Origin of the sequence: Synechococcus sp. PCC 7336, from assembly GCF_000332275.1 — a bacterium.
Lineage (GTDB): Bacteria > Cyanobacteriota > Cyanobacteriia > Thermostichales > PCC-7336 > PCC-7336.
Genome location: NZ_CM001776.1, coordinates 4,003,614 through 4,019,252, shown reverse-complemented (window position 1 = coordinate 4,019,252; position 15,639 = coordinate 4,003,614). Strand labels below are relative to the sequence as shown.

General features: G+C 54.0%; 14 protein-coding genes. 8 read left to right on the top strand and 6 right to left on the bottom strand.

What is annotated here, in order from left to right; translation table 11 throughout:
* Nucleotides 1-298: 298 nt before the first annotated feature.
* Complete coding sequence (locus SYN7336_RS19030) at nt 299-1,408, bottom strand: peptidylprolyl isomerase (RefSeq protein WP_017327528.1); 1,110 nt, start codon at nt 1,406-1,408, stop codon at nt 299-301.
* Nucleotides 1,409-1,611: 203 nt separating this feature from the next.
* Between SYN7336_RS19030 and SYN7336_RS19025 the strand changes: the two genes are divergently transcribed.
* The 6 genes from SYN7336_RS19025 (at nt 1,612) to SYN7336_RS19005 (ending at nt 4,440) form a co-directional block, all read left to right on the top strand.
* Nucleotides 1,612-2,205 (top strand): nucleoside triphosphate pyrophosphatase, encoded by a 594-nt coding sequence (locus tag SYN7336_RS19025; RefSeq protein ID WP_017327527.1) that lies wholly within the window; start codon nt 1,612-1,614, stop codon nt 2,203-2,205.
* A gap of 145 nt (nt 2,206-2,350) precedes the next feature.
* Nucleotides 2,351-3,076 (top strand): alpha/beta hydrolase, encoded by a 726-nt coding sequence (locus SYN7336_RS19020; protein WP_017327526.1) that lies wholly within the window; start codon nt 2,351-2,353, stop codon nt 3,074-3,076.
* On the top strand, nt 3,077-3,340 hold the full coding sequence (locus tag SYN7336_RS19015; protein WP_017327525.1) for a hypothetical protein: 264 nt from the start codon (nt 3,077-3,079) through the stop codon (nt 3,338-3,340).
* 35 nt (nt 3,341-3,375) lie between these two features.
* Nucleotides 3,376-3,597 carry a hypothetical protein gene (locus SYN7336_RS31210; protein ID WP_156820231.1) on the top strand — a complete coding sequence of 74 codons (222 nt, stop codon included), beginning with the start codon at nt 3,376-3,378 and terminating at the stop codon, nt 3,595-3,597.
* A gap of 76 nt (nt 3,598-3,673) precedes the next feature.
* A complete protein-coding gene (locus SYN7336_RS19010; protein WP_026101151.1) occupies nt 3,674-4,048 on the top strand; it encodes a hypothetical protein in 375 nt (124 codons plus the stop codon).
* Entirely contained in the window at nt 4,045-4,440 is a 396-nt protein-coding gene (locus tag SYN7336_RS19005; RefSeq protein ID WP_017327523.1) for a hypothetical protein, read from the top strand. Before SYN7336_RS19010 ends, SYN7336_RS19005 begins: the two co-directional genes overlap by 4 nt.
* A gap of 30 nt (nt 4,441-4,470) precedes the next feature.
* Here SYN7336_RS19005 and SYN7336_RS26765 read toward each other — a convergent pair whose 3' ends face one another.
* Both SYN7336_RS26765 and SYN7336_RS18995 read right to left on the bottom strand, forming a co-directional pair.
* Nucleotides 4,471-4,944, bottom strand: a complete 474-nt coding sequence (locus SYN7336_RS26765; protein WP_083885819.1) for an MgtC/SapB family protein — start codon at nt 4,942-4,944, stop codon at nt 4,471-4,473.
* 50 nt (nt 4,945-4,994) lie between these two features.
* Entirely contained in the window at nt 4,995-6,503 is a 1,509-nt protein-coding gene (locus SYN7336_RS18995; protein ID WP_017327521.1) for an FAD-dependent oxidoreductase, read from the bottom strand.
* Nucleotides 6,504-7,417: 914 nt separating this feature from the next.
* Between SYN7336_RS18995 and SYN7336_RS18990 the strand changes: the two genes are divergently transcribed.
* Nucleotides 7,418-8,419 (top strand): hypothetical protein, encoded by a 1,002-nt coding sequence (locus SYN7336_RS18990; RefSeq protein WP_156820230.1) that lies wholly within the window; start codon nt 7,418-7,420, stop codon nt 8,417-8,419.
* A 183-nt stretch (nt 8,420-8,602) separates the two neighbouring features.
* Here the strand turns inward: SYN7336_RS18990 and SYN7336_RS26760 are convergent, their stop codons facing one another.
* The 3 genes from SYN7336_RS26760 to SYN7336_RS18975 form a co-directional block, all read right to left on the bottom strand.
* The gene (locus SYN7336_RS26760; protein ID WP_017327519.1) at nt 8,603-9,724 is read right to left on the bottom strand and encodes a tryptophan 7-halogenase; all 1,122 of its coding nucleotides are present in this window, start codon (nt 9,722-9,724) and stop codon (nt 8,603-8,605) included.
* Nucleotides 9,725-9,742: 18 nt separating this feature from the next.
* A complete protein-coding gene (locus tag SYN7336_RS18980) occupies nt 9,743-11,623 on the bottom strand; it encodes a LodA/GoxA family CTQ-dependent oxidase (protein WP_017327518.1) in 1,881 nt (626 codons plus the stop codon).
* 368 nt (nt 11,624-11,991) lie between these two features.
* Nucleotides 11,992-14,451 (bottom strand): ATP-dependent Clp protease ATP-binding subunit, encoded by a 2,460-nt coding sequence (locus tag SYN7336_RS18975; RefSeq protein ID WP_017327517.1) that lies wholly within the window; start codon nt 14,449-14,451, stop codon nt 11,992-11,994.
* Nucleotides 14,452-14,828: 377 nt separating this feature from the next.
* Between SYN7336_RS18975 and SYN7336_RS18970 the strand changes: the two genes are divergently transcribed.
* Nucleotides 14,829-15,605: an MBL fold metallo-hydrolase gene (locus SYN7336_RS18970; RefSeq protein WP_026101150.1), complete on the top strand. Its 777-nt coding sequence runs from the start codon at nt 14,829-14,831 to the stop codon at nt 15,603-15,605.
* Nucleotides 15,606-15,639: the final 34 nt, after the last annotated feature.

Below are 15,639 nucleotides of genomic sequence, written 5' to 3'. Positions count from 1 at the left end.
AGAAGCCTTCCCGTGGCAGCTGGTTAGCACCCTAGCTGCCCTTTTTTCTTGCCTTACTGAGCCGCACGTTGTCAGACGAGGTCAAAATGGCTGAATCCTCTGGGGAGATACAGCATCTTCCATGCCCCTTGGCACTGGTTCCGTTGGATGTGATGAATAGCTCCAAACGGTTGCTATCAAAGGATCTTAGCGTTTTTGGTGGTGAATAGCTGTAATCCTTGATCTAAAGGCGTTTGATTGATTTTCCCTGTCAAGCTGAACCAGTGCCCAAAACTACGGATTTCAGACTAGCTTTGGTTTAAGGATGGACTAATGCCTCGCTGCCAGAAATTAGCTCGGCATCGATAACGCGATCGCCCAACGTCGCATTATCCAAAACATCGAGACCGTCAGTGACATATCCAAACGTAGAGTAATTGCCATCCAACAGATTCAAGCCCGCTGGAGTCAGTTCAGGTTCGGCTAAAAAGATAAAGAACTGAGAGGAAGCACTATTGAGTTCGTCCTCATAGCGGGCCATTGCCAAGGTGCCCCGCGCATAAAACGGCAGCATCGGTTCGACACCCACAAAGCCTGCCATATCAAACGTCTCGCCATAGAAGGGAGCCTCCTGACCGCGAGCCCGAATCTCTAGCGGCAAGGTGCGCTTCGCACCAGTGGCGGGATCGATAAAGCCATCCTCGGGGCCGGGGGGATCGCCCAACTGAATGAGGTAAAACTGCTCCACCCGATCGAAGGGCAAACCGTCGTAGAAACCGCGCTCGACCAAATCGGCGATCGCTCCTGCCGACAGCGGTGCGTTGTATCCATCTAAGGTCAAGACCATCCTGCCTGCAGTGGTTTTAAACGCTGCCTCGGCCCGACCCAACAGGCGGGGCAGGCCGTCGTATTCACTCGGAATCTCAAAGGGGAAGCCTGCGACCAAATCTTGCTCGAAGGTTTCGAGTTGGGCGAGAGCGACATCGACGCGATCGCTGGCCAGTTCGCGATCGCCAGCCCCTAAAGCCTCGTCGAGAGATTCCAGCGACTGCTGGAGCTGAGCGAGATCGGCAGTCGCTTTTGTCCGAGCGGCTTCCGGCACCGCCGCCAGAATGCGAGATTCTTGTCTCGCCAATAGGCGGGAGGCTTTGCGAACACTGCTCTCCGCACTCGCCAGACTGCGGATGCGCTTGATATCTCGCTCTGCAGCAGAGAGGTCTGAATCCACTTTGCGCACATCCTTCTGTTCGAAGGGCAAGGCCATTCTCAAGAGTTGGTGGCTGTCGGTGATGGCATTGCCTTGGGGCAAGGCGATCGCCGCAGGGCTGCCCCCCCATCCAAAGGCGATCGCCGCCACGCAGAAGACTAGCAATCGGCAGGCGGTTTGTGAAATCCAGCGGGAGCGCTCGTGGGTTCGGTCGGTGGCCATAGCGAAAAATGGGGTGAAGGTTGAGAGGGCGATCGCCTCAGTTCCGGTCAGACTGACCGATGACTGCCCTTTCAGAGTAACGCGAGCAGTTCTCGGAACGGATAGTAGATTCGCAATTGTTAGTTTGCCGTCGAGCAGTCGGATCGCGAAGGATCGCCCGTCCCCCTAGAATTAAACCGAGTCTCGTCCGTCTCTCCACCGCTATGCTGCCATCGTTAATCTTGGCCTCTCAGTCTCCCGCCCGCTGCAAGCTTCTGAATGCGGCAGGTCTGTCGTTTGCAGTCGAGCCCAGCGACTTCGACGAAGATCGAGTGCGCCACGACGATCCGAAGCAACTGGTGGAAATTCTTGCGGTCAAAAAAGCGGAGACTGTGGCGGCTCGCCACGCGGAGGCCGTGGTGGTGTTGGGGGCAGATTCGTTGTTTGTCCTGAATGGCGAAGTTTACGGCAAGCCCGAGGATGCTGCCGAATCGCTCCAGCGGCTGCAAAAAATGCAGGGAAATATGGGCTATCTCTACACCGGACATGCGGCGATCGATACGGGACAGCAGCGGCAACTGAGTTGTGTGGGGGTGACCGAGGTTTACTTTGCGCCTATGTCAGAGACCGATATTCGTCGCTATATCGCAACGGGGGAGCCGCTGGCTTGTGCCGGTAGCTTCGCCTTAGATGGCTTGGGTGGCTTGTTTATCGATCGCATCGAGGGCTGTCATAGCAATGTGATTGGGATTAGCTTGCCGTTAGTTCGTCAGTTGTTGGCGGAGTTGGGCTACGCGGTCTCGGATTTTTGGCAATAGCATTGCGCGATCGCGTTCTCTAGTTTGCCAGAAGCTGCGTTCGAATCTACGTTACATATCGCACAATGATTCGTTCGATTCTGTTGCATTGAACTGAGCTGTCAGCGATGGTCGAGCTATCCTCAGACGAGCTTCAGTTGTCACGATGACCTCCTCCTCCCACCCCCTCATTGCCAGCCTGTTGGCGATCGCCGCTGTAACCTTCCCTCTCACTGCCAATGCCGCCGAAGAACTGACCATCGTCAATGGCATCGGTCGCCGTTCCATCTCTGCCGAATCCCTCCAGACTTATGCCAGCACGGGTGAGGCTGACGGGACGTTGGGCTATTTTGTGCGAGGACTGTCGGATGAACGAGAAACAGCCCTCAGGCGATCGCTGCAAGAAGAAATCGAGGTGGATTTTTTGCCGTTCGTGAATTTTTTGAAATCGGACTTGGGCAGCTCGGTGTTACAGGAATTGGCAGAGGGTATCGAACCCGCCGCCCCCACTGTGTCGGGGGAGCAGGCTTTACGGGCGGCACTGATTGGCTCGGCGGTGGATGGCAAGATCGTCCTCACAGAACTAATCGCTCGCTACCCGACCCAAACGCTGGTGCTCGATTGGAAGGATATTCGAGACAAAGCCCAGTTGTTTGAAACGACTGGCGGTAACTTCCAGCAATTTTTAGCGGCTTCGGGGATTGAGGTTACGCCACCATCGGGCTTTGGCATGCTGCGATCGCTGAATCTCCTCGTCCTCCAACCGACAGACACTGCAGCCGAGCTCCCCCATCCATCCCTGTTTCAAAGCCTGAGTCTGTATCGCGCCCTCAACCAATTGCGTTCCGAACTCACCCAAGTCATGGCAGCCTTTGCTCCTCAAAGCGAATAAATGCCTACGGCTTGGGGGATCGATCTGCTGAGACTGTTCGCGGGGTCGCGATCGGGAGCTCTAGCCCCCGCCCCGATCTTCTGGGTGTTAGAGTTGACGACTGTCAATACAGTGATTTTGCTCGGTCGTATCGAACCTCCCCTCGTCCTTGCGGCGATCGTTTTGCAGGAAAGGGTACATCCACTCGTGGCGGCAGGGGCTGGTTTGTCGTTTGGGGGAGTGGTATTGACTGTGCTGCTGCAACCGGCAAGCACACCCGTTTAAGGCTCGTTCAACGGAGCAATACACGGGTCAAAATTTTGCCCTACCCAATTCAGCAAGCCCATGAGTATGCAAAAACGTTGGGTAAAAAACTAAAAGCAGAACTTAAGTCAATCGTTATTAGCCGACTGATTGAGCTTCAGAAGTTGCGCTCCAGTGCTTCTGAGATGATTTTGCGGCCTGTTCCAATTCGAGATTATCTAGAACGCTTTAAGCGTATTCTTGAAGATCGGCCAAATGGGGAGAATGAGATTCGTTGAAAATCAGCATACGCAGTGTGGCAAGCTCATAGGGTAGGATCGACATAGTTCCTCAATAGCTTCAGAGGCTATGATTATGGCTTCGGCATCCAAGGACCAACCAGCGATCGTTCGCACAGAACGCGGACTAACAATTTCGGGTACGCGCATCACTCTCTACGATGTGATGGACTATGTAATAGCTCAATATCCTCCGAAGTTTATCCGTTCTCTGCTTGACATTACAAAGGATCGGATTGATGCTGCTCTAGCCTACATTGAGGCAAATCGTGCGGAAGTCGAAGCAGAATATCAGTCTGTTCTGGAGCAAGCTGAGGAAAATAGACAGTATTGGGAAGCGCGCAATCGCGAACACTTTGCCCGTATTGCATTAATGCAACCTAAACCAGGTCGAGAAGCTCTTTGGGCAAAGCTCCAGGAGCAGAAAGCTAGACACGAATTAGAGGTATGACCTTCCTCATTGACCACAACTTGGGAGGGCACGCAGAGATTTTACTGGGCAATATCGCCAGCCAAGGTTGGTTGACGATACTTTCGATTCGTTTTGTGACTTTTAAAGAGATAAACCTGCCGATTAATCGTAGCGATCGGATGGTTTGGAGAACAGCTCAATCCAATCGAATGATTTTGCTCACAGCTAATCGGAGTATGAAAGAGAAAGATTCGCTAGAACAAGTTCTCCGTGAGGAAAATGCAGCAGATTCACTGCCTGTGATTACAATTGGAAATCCCGATCGGGTTTTGGCGGATCGAGTTTACCGGAATCGTTGTCTTGACCGTATTCTTGAAATTTCGATCGATATTGAAAATTTTATGGGGGTCGGTCGCCTTTTTGTACCGTGATGTAGCTGAGAGACCTTATCGGCCTTCATTTCAACTGGGTGGATGCGATCGCTCAATCTTGCCCCTGCCCTTTGGGGGCCTCAGCAACCCAACCTCAAGCCACTCCACCACCCGCAAGACAATCCAGGCCAAGGCCGCCCCGATCGAGCCTAGCTGCCACAAGCCGCAGCCCATCGCAATCCCCAGCCCAGCCGATACCCAAATCGCAGCGGCAGATGTCAACCCCTTCACCTTGTGCCCGCTCAGAATGGTGCCGCCACCAATAAACCCCACCCCCGCGATCGCCCCCTGAATCACTCGGCTGAGGGCATCTGGACTCTCTTGAGCCAACCCCAACTCAATCGGAACCAGCACAAACAGAGCCGCTCCCAAACTCACCAACATATTGGTCCGCAACCCGGCAGGCTTGCCTAAAATTTCCCGCTCCAGACCAATGGCCGTCCCGGCCAGGAGGGCAAGACACAGTCGGATTGCTAATTGAAGCCAGCCAATTGGAGCAAGCATCGACACGGAATCGGTGGGGAAACCCACTGTAGCCGATCTGGAGGCCCTACCTAAGGCAGCCAGCCGAGACTGGGCAGCCAGTCCCTCGCAAACGATCGCGCGGAGCGATTGAGCGATCGCAACACCTGAATATGAGGTTCGTCGGGCTCGACCGGGACGATGCGGGCAGGTTCTCCTGTGCCAAAGCGATCGACGACTAAATTCGCCGCTTCCAACCCCGTCACATAAGCCTTCTCCTGCGACCAAGAACCGTGTTGGTTCGCAATCCAATCGCCACTCATAAACAGATTCTCGATACTGGTGGTAGCCGAAGGCAAGTATTGGTAACTGCCGGGGGCAAAGTGCGTCACCCCACGCGGCACTCGAATAATACTGGAATCCACCACCTTCGCATCGCCAAATCCAGGAACGCAGGTAGTCAAATCTCGCTGGACCTTGCGTACAATTTGCTCGTCACTCATGGGCAAGAGCCGATCGGCATGATAGAAATCGGCTTCGATAACCGTGCCCGGTGCGTCGCGAAATTCATCGTGCAGGGTGTTGAGATCGAAAAACGTCCAGCCCGTCGCGGGATCGAAACCAAAACAAGCATTGGAGGGCAGCGGTACCTCCACCTTGCGATCGAACCACAACCGCGTTGCCATGACATCGATCGATCGCAAATTCATCACATCCAAAAACTCTGGTCGCGATCGCAAACTCTCGCTGCCCCTGACAATAGCCTGCATACCGCTAATCCCGACCGCAAAAATAACGGCATCCGCGTCAAACCTCTCGTCTCCACACACCACCGCTTTGGCTCGACCGCGCTTGTCCAACACCAAATCGGAGACCCGCCGCTCGGTCAGCACCTTGCCCCCTGCTGTCTCGATGCGATCGACCCAAGGCTGGAAAATCCACTTGCCAATCGTGCCGCGACACCAAACCACATCGAAGTCAGGTTGGTGGGCCAGGATGAAGTAGTACAACATCCCCAACGCTGCCGCTGCCGAGCATTGTTCTCCCGGCGCAAACAGGCCCACTAGCAACATCGGCTCGAACGACTCTTTGTACAGCCGTTCCGAAACGCCAAATTGTTTGAACAGTTCCCGCGCAGTGACGGAGTCGTAGCGTCGCCAAGCCTCATCGGAGTTATCGAAGTCGATGATGGCGTAGAGCAGGGGCAGGGCAGAAAGGCGATCGCTCGGGGGCAGCCGTTTGAAATCCGTGTAGAGAAAGGTGCCGAGGGGGGACGGCAAGCGCTGTTTGTGTTGAAACAGGGGCGACTCCACCTCCAAGCCGGCGGGGGAATATTGGGACGAGCGGGTAAAGGGTGTGAACGGCTGCAATCCCAGTTCGCCTACCAAGCCAAAGATATTGCTGTAGGGATACCAAAACCCGTGGATACCTCCCTCCACCGAGCGCCCCTCCGGTGTTTCCCAACCCGCCGCCAACCCCCCCGGATAGGGGCTAGCCTCCAGCAGTGTCACATCGTATCCTTGCCGGGCCAAATGGTAGGTTGCGCCTAGCCCCGCCCATCCGGCTCCCACTACAACCACCTTCGGATTGTCCGCTGACATCTTTACATTCCTTAACACTCTTATCTCAAGATGCCACTATTTGGCCCCTGAAAGACTCCGCAATTTGGCGACCCCAATCTGAGCTGACCCAATTCCCGACAGGCTCAACTCTGCCAAAGAGATGGGGGAATTGCTGATTTCGGCCCTGATAGCCCCAATTTGAGTCTCTAGTCCTGACAATTTTCAGCTTTAATGACCCCGTACATTACAAACGGTAATATTTTTCAGGGAGATTCAAAACTTTTACTACAAAAACAAAGTATTTATGCTTTTTCCCTACGATATATGGTTATCTAAGAAAATTATTGCTGCAGGAAGTGTTTTTGATGCAGCCTAAAATTCTTGATTCTCAGTAGGTGGGTACAATCGCCCAGAGGAGTAAGCCATAGTCCTATCCTCGATAGGCTGCAGGATCTGTGAGATCATCTTATGTATAAAAAGTTTCAGTATCAGTAACTGTATTCAAATGACTTGAAGAAATGCTGTTCGGGCGAGCCTCTTATCGATGTATAAGTATAAGCAGCCCTGCTGAGGAGATCCCAATCGTACCTAAGTTGCTTAGCTATTAACTCTATGCGGATACTCGATTTAATATGAAGCTCTTACAGAAATTTCGGTTCTTCTCGATCTGTTTTGCATGTGTTTTTTCTCTCTGTTTTTTGACGGCCTGTCAAAGCAATCGGCTGGCATCCACTCCGAATACAGAAATACTGCAAGCAGCATCTACCCCATCTACATGCATGGCGAGCGCAGATTGGGTGACTCAGCCCAACCCACCCAGCGAAATTCCCGGTGGCGGTCAAAACTTTTGCCAGTTTTATCAATTCTCCTGGCAGTGGTTTCTTTATTTGATGTCGCCTTCTGGCAGCGATCCGAGTTTGCGTAATTTTCAAGTCACGCAAAATTATCCCATTTTGCAAATCGACGAAGACTCTTGCAGCAGCTCTTCTACCGAGCCGGTCTTCTTCCTCAGAATGGTTAAAGATCCGGATGATGCCGCTGAGTTCATTTTGCCCGAGCGCATCGGTCAGGCAGGGGGCGGGGCAACGATATACGACCAAAATGGCAACGTCGTATTTTATAGTATTGCCTTTGGACGCGATCTCTGTACGGCACCAGACAGCGGTAATTTGCCGACCGATACCACTGAGATTAAAACGTCTTGGAAGGTCATCGATGCCTCGGAGAAAGCTGATTACATTTGGATTGATGCAGATGTGATTCCAGAAGATGGCGAGCCCATTAAAGAAACATTAGGTATGGTTGGCTATCATTTGGTGCGCGGTACTCCAGAACATCCCGAACTGGTGTGGACCAGCTACGAGCATAAAAGCAACGCGCCCAATTGCCTGAACCCAGCTGCACCCCCTGCGGATAATTGGTCGTTTTTATCTGAGTCTTGCAGTAACTGTCTGGCCAATCCCGACTCAAGTTGTTTTGATGCCTGTCAGTACAATCAGGCGCAGCCCGCAATGAGTCTAACCGACATGACTCCCAGCGAGATCTGTCGGATTTTTCCTGAAGGCACAGCACCGGGCGATAGCAAAGGTGAGGAGAACATCATCGATGTTGATGCCTTGAACGAACAGCTGGTTGGCCCTAACGGGATTTTGAGCAGCCTTCCAGCCAGCGATCCGATGGCCGTTATGGCAAACTACTTCAACATTGGCGGGCTGTGGGTCAGCGATCCATCTCAGCCTGCTTCTAGTGACAACCAACGCGGTGGATTGCAACTTGCCAACCCGACTATGGAGACAACTTTTCAAGGAACCTTAACGATTAACAACTCTACTATTCAGGCCAGTACAGATAATGGGGTCAACTGCTTTGCCTGCCATAACTACACTCCTAACGAAACTGCGAGCACCCGATTGAGTCATATTTTTGACGATATAGTCAAGCAGCGTGGTAGCTAGCTTCCATTTCGAGTCACTCGGTAGCTGGAAGGCTAAGGAGTCCTTGTCAGAACTAACGACTCCAATTACAAACCATGCCCAGCTAACAGAGTTTTCCTATGCTTGGAGAGCGGAAAAATTGGGGAAATTGCTTCCTAGATTTCCTGCTCTCCTTCTCTATGAGAGAACCTTCAGAGTCGCCGTTTACAACACCGTATTGGCAACAGAACCCGTTGCCGCCATCTTCCGAGCCCAAAACGCGCTAGCTTGCCAACGTTGTTCCATTTGGTAGTAGTGCAAGCGATGGCGAAGGTACTGTCGATAAACTTCTGAAAGCGCGGCATCGTAATGGTCTAAGGCAGCGCGATCGCCCCCTTGCCAAGCCAACCATGCTCTCGCCGCTTTCACTCCACCATACATAGCCGTATAAATCCCCTGTGACGACAGCGGATCGAACGACATGGCCGCATCTCCTACCGCCATCCAGCCTTCGCCGTGGAAGCACTGCAGCCGAGAACTGCCAGCCTCTGTGCCTTGGGGCTTAGTGGCGATCGCATATTCGAACTCCGCCAACTTCTGCTTGAGATGGATGGTGCGATCGCACAGTTGCAGAAACCCCGCCTCAGTTCGTGCTGCACTCGCACAATCCGAATCTGCGTCCGTAAAGAACGCCACGATGCGGCGATCGCCCGGTAGCTTTGCGGTGTACCACCATCCTTCCGGTACCGACTCGATCGAACTCAACGCATCCCGATCTGGCCTCCCCTGCATCGGCTGGAACTGTGCGTAGAACGCCCGTAGGCGATCGCCATCCTGTGCCTCGACCCCCAAACTGCGTGCGACTTTGCGGCTGCGGCCCGTACAGTCAAACACCCACTCCGCTGTAATGGTGTCGCCTGTTCCCGAACCCGTCAAGCGCAATTTCCAGCTTCCGTTGACGCGATTGCATTGAGATAAAGCCATCTGAAACTGGCAGACTGCACCAGCATCAGCTGCTGCCTCTCGCAAGGACGCATCGAAGCGAGCGCGATCCAAATGCCAGCCATAACCGTGGGGCGAGCGGATAAAGTCCGTACTGTAGATCTCCGCCGACCCCCAAGCCGAGGCATAGCCATAGCAGGGCAAATGCTTGTCCGCTAAGAAGCGATCGCCCGCCCCCAAATCCTCCAGCAGCCGCTGTGCCGCAGGCAGCAAACTTTCGCCAATTTTGAAGCGTTTGGGACTCGCAGCATCCACTAGCAGCGTTTTGCAGCCAGCAGATGCCAGAATCTGTGCCGCCGCTGCCCCTGCCGGTCCTCCACCGATGATGGCGACTTCAACGTTCATCCAGTGGCCTCCGAACGGCTACTTTTTACGGGTTACCTTCTCGACTGGACCGACGTAAATGCCGCAATTGTCAGGAATATCATCCACCGCGCTCTTGTCGGTTTTCAGACCCTGGGCTTTCTCCTCTGCAGCGTCGCCACCGGGTGCGCCGGGTTCCGATTCAACATACATAACTGCAGGAAAATCGGGATCTTTGGGAATGCCATCGCGACGTTCTACCACCCCCAGATCGCCGAACAGATCGATCGCATTGGCCACCTGCTTGAGATAGCCTTCACCCAAGAGGCGGTACCAAGAGGCACGGTGATTGAACGCCTCCAGCCGCTTCTCACGCGAGGCATTTCGATCCATCACAGTGTTGTAGCACTTCTGGGTCAAGACATGATTGGGCACGCGGGCAGGCCAGAACGTGGGCAACCAGGGATCGTACTTCTTGTCGTATCCCGCCCGACAACTGGCGGTATCGGTTTGCCAGGGTACTGCCATCCAGCGGGTCAAATCCCCTGCAGATTGGGCGTAGAGCGGTCCGTCGGAACTCATGACTGCTGCGTGCGTGAGGGTGTTGCCGTAGTCGGGTTCGGGATCGTTGGGCGATCGATGGCGAATGCGGAAGGGGCTGGAATAGAGTGAGGTGTTGCGCATTGGCCAGGTCAGTTCGCAGCCAGGGTGGAAGGGGCCGCCCAAGCAGAACCACAGCGAAGCTTTGTCGATTGCCTCCGCTTGTCGAGCGGGCTCGACAATCTCGTCAATCGAGTTGGGGGGAACAAAATCGGGCTCCCAATCATTGATATAGTCCCCCTGCAGCCAAAGCTGTAGGTACCGGTAGAGCGTTGGCGTGACCGACAGAAATGCATCGGGGTTATCAGCCGGGATTGAGACGCGGTCTCCATACATCCAGGGCCAAGCTTCGGAGTCGATCGTTTTGGGATTGGGGGGACGGAAATAGTTGAAAATTTGACGGCGATATTCTCGATAGACCGGATCTGGATTGGCCAGCTTAGCAATGTAATCTTTATTTTCGAAGTCATAGGCTTGGTTGTAGCCAAATCCCACATAAAAGCCAAAGTTCACCCACTGACACATGCTGAACTGCTGCAGCAATGGGTAAATATCCTGCATAAAGGATGGCTTAGCTTTGGGGAGGAAAAATGCGGTCTGGAACGTATCCTCCATGACATCCCACATTGTGATGACTGAGATGATGTCCGGGGCATAGTTGGGGGGAGCAGTGACAACCCAGGCTGGATCGACGGGCAGTGATTGATTGTTATACAAGACTTCTGCTGTTACGGGGCCGTCAGATGTGTCGTCATGCCAGCCATTGTTATTGGCAAAGGTCGTGGGCGGATTGTTTGGAAAGGGTGTTTTAGAAAGTCCATGCCCCCCTAAGAAAATGAGGCGGCCTACTTCATCCGTTTGTAGTTCTCCCAGATAAACTTCTTCTCCTAAGAACGTACCGTTATCAAAGCGATACTCAATACCCGATTTTTGCTTGCCAGAAATTGAAATGGGACCGGGATCGATCGCTAGCTGCTCTCTTTTCTCCTCGGTAAAATTGGCGTTGCGTCGATTGGCTGGTGCTGTGGTGGGTAAATCTAGCGCTTCTTCAAATTCATACCAAGCAGATTTTTTATTGGCGACATGAACGGTCCAAGTGATGTTGGCCTCATCAGCAGTCAATTCCCGCACAACCCGATCGTCGGCATTTAGTCCATAAATTCGAAAGCGGGCTGCCTGTCGCTTTAATGCACCCGTTGTATCTTTGTAAAACCCGATAGGTTGACGATCGGGCCAAGAAATTTCTGGACCAATAAAATATTCATTTTTACTGTTACCCACCCGAGCAATCCCAATCGATGGATAAATAGCCGCACGAACGATGGTTGAATCAACAGACATCTGATGTCCTCTCAAACTTTGGGGTATGTAGCAAAGCGAGGAAGGCGCAGACAAGCAAGCAGTTATAACAGGTTAAAAAATCTCATCAATGGAATAGCAGGCTCGATAACGTGTTACATCAATTGGCTTATCGGCGCAAGCAAAGCAAATTCTGATGCCAGGTTATCAATTCTGCCATTGATTTTGTTCTTGCAATACAAAACAACGTATAAATATATTTTCGGAGATATATTCACAATACTGCTTCTCAAAATGATGTTGAGAGTTTAGTCAGATAATGAGCCCGGAAACTTGCGTTCCGAGCTCTGTAGAACTGCAGTCAGAAATTGCTGGCCAATCGGGGTGTCGCCAGACTCAGGCGATCGCCCTCAAGCCACGCCCACTAATGCAGGAACTTGCTTGGCACTAGCCACAACCTGCCCGCCCTCATCCACATCCAGAACGGCAGTGTCCCCCGCTCCAATCTGACCGGACAGAATCGCTTCGGCCAGTCGATCTTCCACCAGGCGCGAAATGGCTCGACGGAGCGGACGGGCACCGTAGCTGGGGTCGTAGCCCTCGGTGGCGAGCTTCTCTGCAAAAGCGGCAGTGACCTCCAGTGCGATCCGGCGATCGCGCAAGCGCTCCTGCACTTGCCGCAGCATCAGATCGGCGATTTGCCGCACCTCTGCCCGTTCGAGCTGGCGGAAGATAACAATATCGTCCAAGCGGTTGAGAAATTCCGGTCGGAAAACCTGTTTCATCTCCTCTGTGACGCGATCGCGAATTCGTCGATAGGCCGCCTCGCCCGCATCCTCGTCGAACTCGAAACCAAAGCCGCCGCCGCCCGACTCGATGGAGCGAGCCCCCAGATTGGAGGTGGCAATGACTAGAGTGTTTTTAAAGCTGACCGTCCGCCCTTTGGCATCCGTGAGGCGACCGTCTTCCAGCACTTGCAACAGCAGGTTGAAGGCGTCGGGATGCGCTTTTTCTACCTCGTCTAACAGAATCACGGTATAGGGGCGACGGCGCACGGCCTCAGTTAGCTGTCCGCCCTCTTCGTAGCCCACAAAGCCGGGAGGGGAACCAATCAGCTTGGAAACGGTGTGGCGCTCCATATATTCGGACATATCCAACCGCACCATAGCCTCCTCCGAGCCAAATACCGCATCAGCTAAAGCCTTGGCTAATTCGGTCTTACCCACCCCCGTGGGTCCGGCGAAGAGGAAACTGGCGATCGGGCGGTCGGGACTGCCTAAACCGGCTCGCGATCGCCGCATTGCTTTCGCGATCGCTTTCACTGCATCAGCTTGACCGACGATGCGCTCGTGCAGCACCCCTTCTAAATCCAGCAAGCGAATTGATTCCGCTTCGGTCAACTGATTGACGGGGATGTTCGTCCAGGCGGACACTACATCGGCGATATCTTCGGCCTCGACCACTGGCTGGAGGCTGGCGTTTCTCTCGCCATTGAGTTGGGCCAGCAAGGCCAGCTCGCGCTCGCGCAGCTTGGCCGCCGTATCGAATTCTTGAGCAGAAATGGCGGCCTCTTTATCCCGCTGCACTTGACGCAGTTCGTCCCGCAGGGCCTTGTCGGTACTGGCGAGAGCATGGCGCAGGCGCACGCGAGATCCGGCCTCGTCAATCAGGTCGATCGCCTTATCCGGCAGTTGTCGATCTTGAATGTAGCGATGGGAAAGGCGGACGGCAGCGATCGAGGCTTCGTCAGAAACGGTCAGTTTGTGGTGGCGCTCGTAGCGATCGCGTACCCCCTGCAAAATGGCTAACGCCTGCTCTAAAGTGGGTTCCCCCACCAACACCATCTGGAAGCGCCGCTCTAACGCCGCATCCGCTTCGATGTGCTGGCGATACTCATTCAGCGTGGTGGCTCCGATGCACTGCAGTTCGCCGCGAGCGAGGGCGGGCTTGAGCATATTGGAGGCATCCAAACCGCCATCCAAACCCCCCGCTCCCACGAGGGTATGGACTTCGTCGATGACGAGAATGACGTTGCCAGCCGAACGCACTTCATCTATGACCTGATGCAAGCGCTCTTCAAACTCGCCCCGGAAGCGAGTTCCGGCCAGCAGCAAGCCCAAATCGAGGCTGATGACGCGCTTTTCCAATAGCGCTTCGGGCACGTCCAGGTTGGCAATACGCTGAGCTAAACCTTCGGCGATCGCGGTTTTGCCCACGCCCGGTTCCCCGACTAAAACCGGATTGTTTTTGGTGCGGCGACCCAAGATCTGCATGACGCGATCGAGCTCGGTATCGCGGCCAATCGTCGGGTCCAATTGACCGGCTGCCGCCAGTTCTGTCAGATCGGTGCCGTACTCGGCCAGAGCCCCTTGCGAATTGTTAGAAGGAGAACGGCTGTCCCCCCGCCATTCGATCGTGCCAGCCGGGACAGCGGTCAGATCCTCCAAACTCTGCAGCATCTGGCTGCGTAACTGTTCGGGATTTCCCCCCAAGCTGATAATCGTGTTGACGGCGACGCTATCTTCAGCCGCGAGCAACCCCAGTAGCAGGTGCTCGGCATTGACTTGGTTTTGCCCCAATTGGCGAGATTGGCGCAGGGCTTCTTCTAAAGCCTGCTTGGCTTTGGGGGTAATGGGGATCTCGGCGGGGGCAAAGGAGGAGCCGCTGCCTAACATTGTTTCAATATGCCTGCGGGCATCGGCTAAGGTAATGCCGGCAGCTTCTAGGGCGGCAGATGCTTTGGTGGAGCCAGTCACTAGAACTCCCAACAGGAGTTGTTCGGTACCCACAAAGGCTTGACCCTGACGGCGAGCTTCTTCTTGGGCGGCGACGATCGTGGCGATCGCACTACTGGAAAATCGTTCAAACATTAGTTTGCTCTCTTAGAACTCACCGCGATCGCTGAGAGGATAGGGGTGACTCGGCGATCGAGATTGATTTCGGTGGGATGCAAGGCTGCGATTGAGGGAGTATTCCCAAAGTCAGACTGCGCTCCATCTCACCGTTGAAGTTGGGGACCCAGCAACGTAAAGTTTTGTTGCTACTTCGTTCAGTTTACGGGTTTCGCGCGCAACCCAACAGTAGGGAAAGCCGATCTTTTCTGGTAATTGATTTTTAAGCTGTAGCTTCATCTCTCCAGCTTGCGGGAAGAGCGCAATCGAGCCCAGCTCAGACTGCCTCCCCTGGGTAGAGGTTACAATTTGTAATAATCCAGTATTCAGTTTTAGATTGAAGAGGGCTGCAGCGAATGCGATTGACTTGGTACGGTTCAAACTCTTGGCTACTGGAAGTGGCGGGCCAGCGGATTGCGATCGATCCGTGGTTGGTGGGGCCATTGGAATTTGGGGGCATCTCTTGGTTCTTTCGCGCCATCCGCGCAGCAGACTCGCTGCCGCTGCCGCAGAACCTCGATTTGATTTTGCTCTCGCAGGGATTGCCCGACCACGCCCATCCCCCCACGCTGAAGCAATTCGATCGCGCCATCCCTGTCGTCGGCTCTCCCAAAGCGGCCAAGCTGGCGCGGGAATTGGGATATAGCGATGTGACTGCCCTCGACATTGGCGAGCAGTTTACCCTGGCCGATCGGATCGATATCTTGGCCACGGAAGGAGCGCTAACCGGCATCAAACCGGAGAATGGCTATCTGCTCGCCCTCAAAGACAGCGGGACTAAGCTGTACTACGAGCCCCACGGCTTTCATGCCGACAGCTTGCAGCAACATGCCCCCGTCGATGTCGCGATCGGTCCGGTGGCAAACATTGAAATTCCAGTGGTGGGAGCCTTTATTCGAGGGAAAGACAGCTCTCTAGAGTTAGTGAAAATGTTGCGGCCGCAATACTTCCTACAAAGCACCCACGGCAATGATGGCATCGAGTTTAGCGGGCTTTTAACTTCTGTTCTGAGTTTGAAGGGCAGTTTGGCGGAACTGCAGGATCGAATTCGAGAGTTGGGGATATCCACCCAGGCGATCGCCCCCAAGGTTGGCGAGCCGTTCGAGCTGAATTTGGCCAGTCCTGCGCTCTGATTCGAGACAAATCTCCAGTTCTGAGGCACGATCG

What these genes read in the sequence shown, in the direction of transcription:
- SYN7336_RS19030 (WP_017327528.1), bottom strand. Translation starts at nt 1,408, where the DNA reads ATGGCCACCGACCGAACCCACGAGCGCTCCCGCTGGATTTCACAAACC.
- SYN7336_RS19025 (WP_017327527.1), top strand. Translation starts at nt 1,612, where the DNA reads ATGCTGCCATCGTTAATCTTGGCCTCTCAGTCTCCCGCCCGCTGCAAG.
- SYN7336_RS19020 (WP_017327526.1), top strand. Translation starts at nt 2,351, where the DNA reads ATGACCTCCTCCTCCCACCCCCTCATTGCCAGCCTGTTGGCGATCGCC.
- SYN7336_RS19015 (WP_017327525.1), top strand. Translation starts at nt 3,077, where the DNA reads ATGCCTACGGCTTGGGGGATCGATCTGCTGAGACTGTTCGCGGGGTCG.
- SYN7336_RS19010 (WP_026101151.1), top strand. Translation starts at nt 3,674, where the DNA reads ATGGCTTCGGCATCCAAGGACCAACCAGCGATCGTTCGCACAGAACGC.
- SYN7336_RS19005 (WP_017327523.1), top strand. Translation starts at nt 4,045, where the DNA reads ATGACCTTCCTCATTGACCACAACTTGGGAGGGCACGCAGAGATTTTA.
- SYN7336_RS26765 (WP_083885819.1), bottom strand. Translation starts at nt 4,944, where the DNA reads ATGCTTGCTCCAATTGGCTGGCTTCAATTAGCAATCCGACTGTGTCTT.
- SYN7336_RS18995 (WP_017327521.1), bottom strand. Translation starts at nt 6,503, where the DNA reads ATGTCAGCGGACAATCCGAAGGTGGTTGTAGTGGGAGCCGGATGGGCG.
- SYN7336_RS26760 (WP_017327519.1), bottom strand. Translation starts at nt 9,724, where the DNA reads ATGAACGTTGAAGTCGCCATCATCGGTGGAGGACCGGCAGGGGCAGCG.
- SYN7336_RS18980 (WP_017327518.1), bottom strand. Translation starts at nt 11,623, where the DNA reads ATGTCTGTTGATTCAACCATCGTTCGTGCGGCTATTTATCCATCGATT.
- SYN7336_RS18975 (WP_017327517.1), bottom strand. Translation starts at nt 14,451, where the DNA reads ATGTTTGAACGATTTTCCAGTAGTGCGATCGCCACGATCGTCGCCGCC.
- SYN7336_RS18970 (WP_026101150.1), top strand. Translation starts at nt 14,829, where the DNA reads ATGCGATTGACTTGGTACGGTTCAAACTCTTGGCTACTGGAAGTGGCG.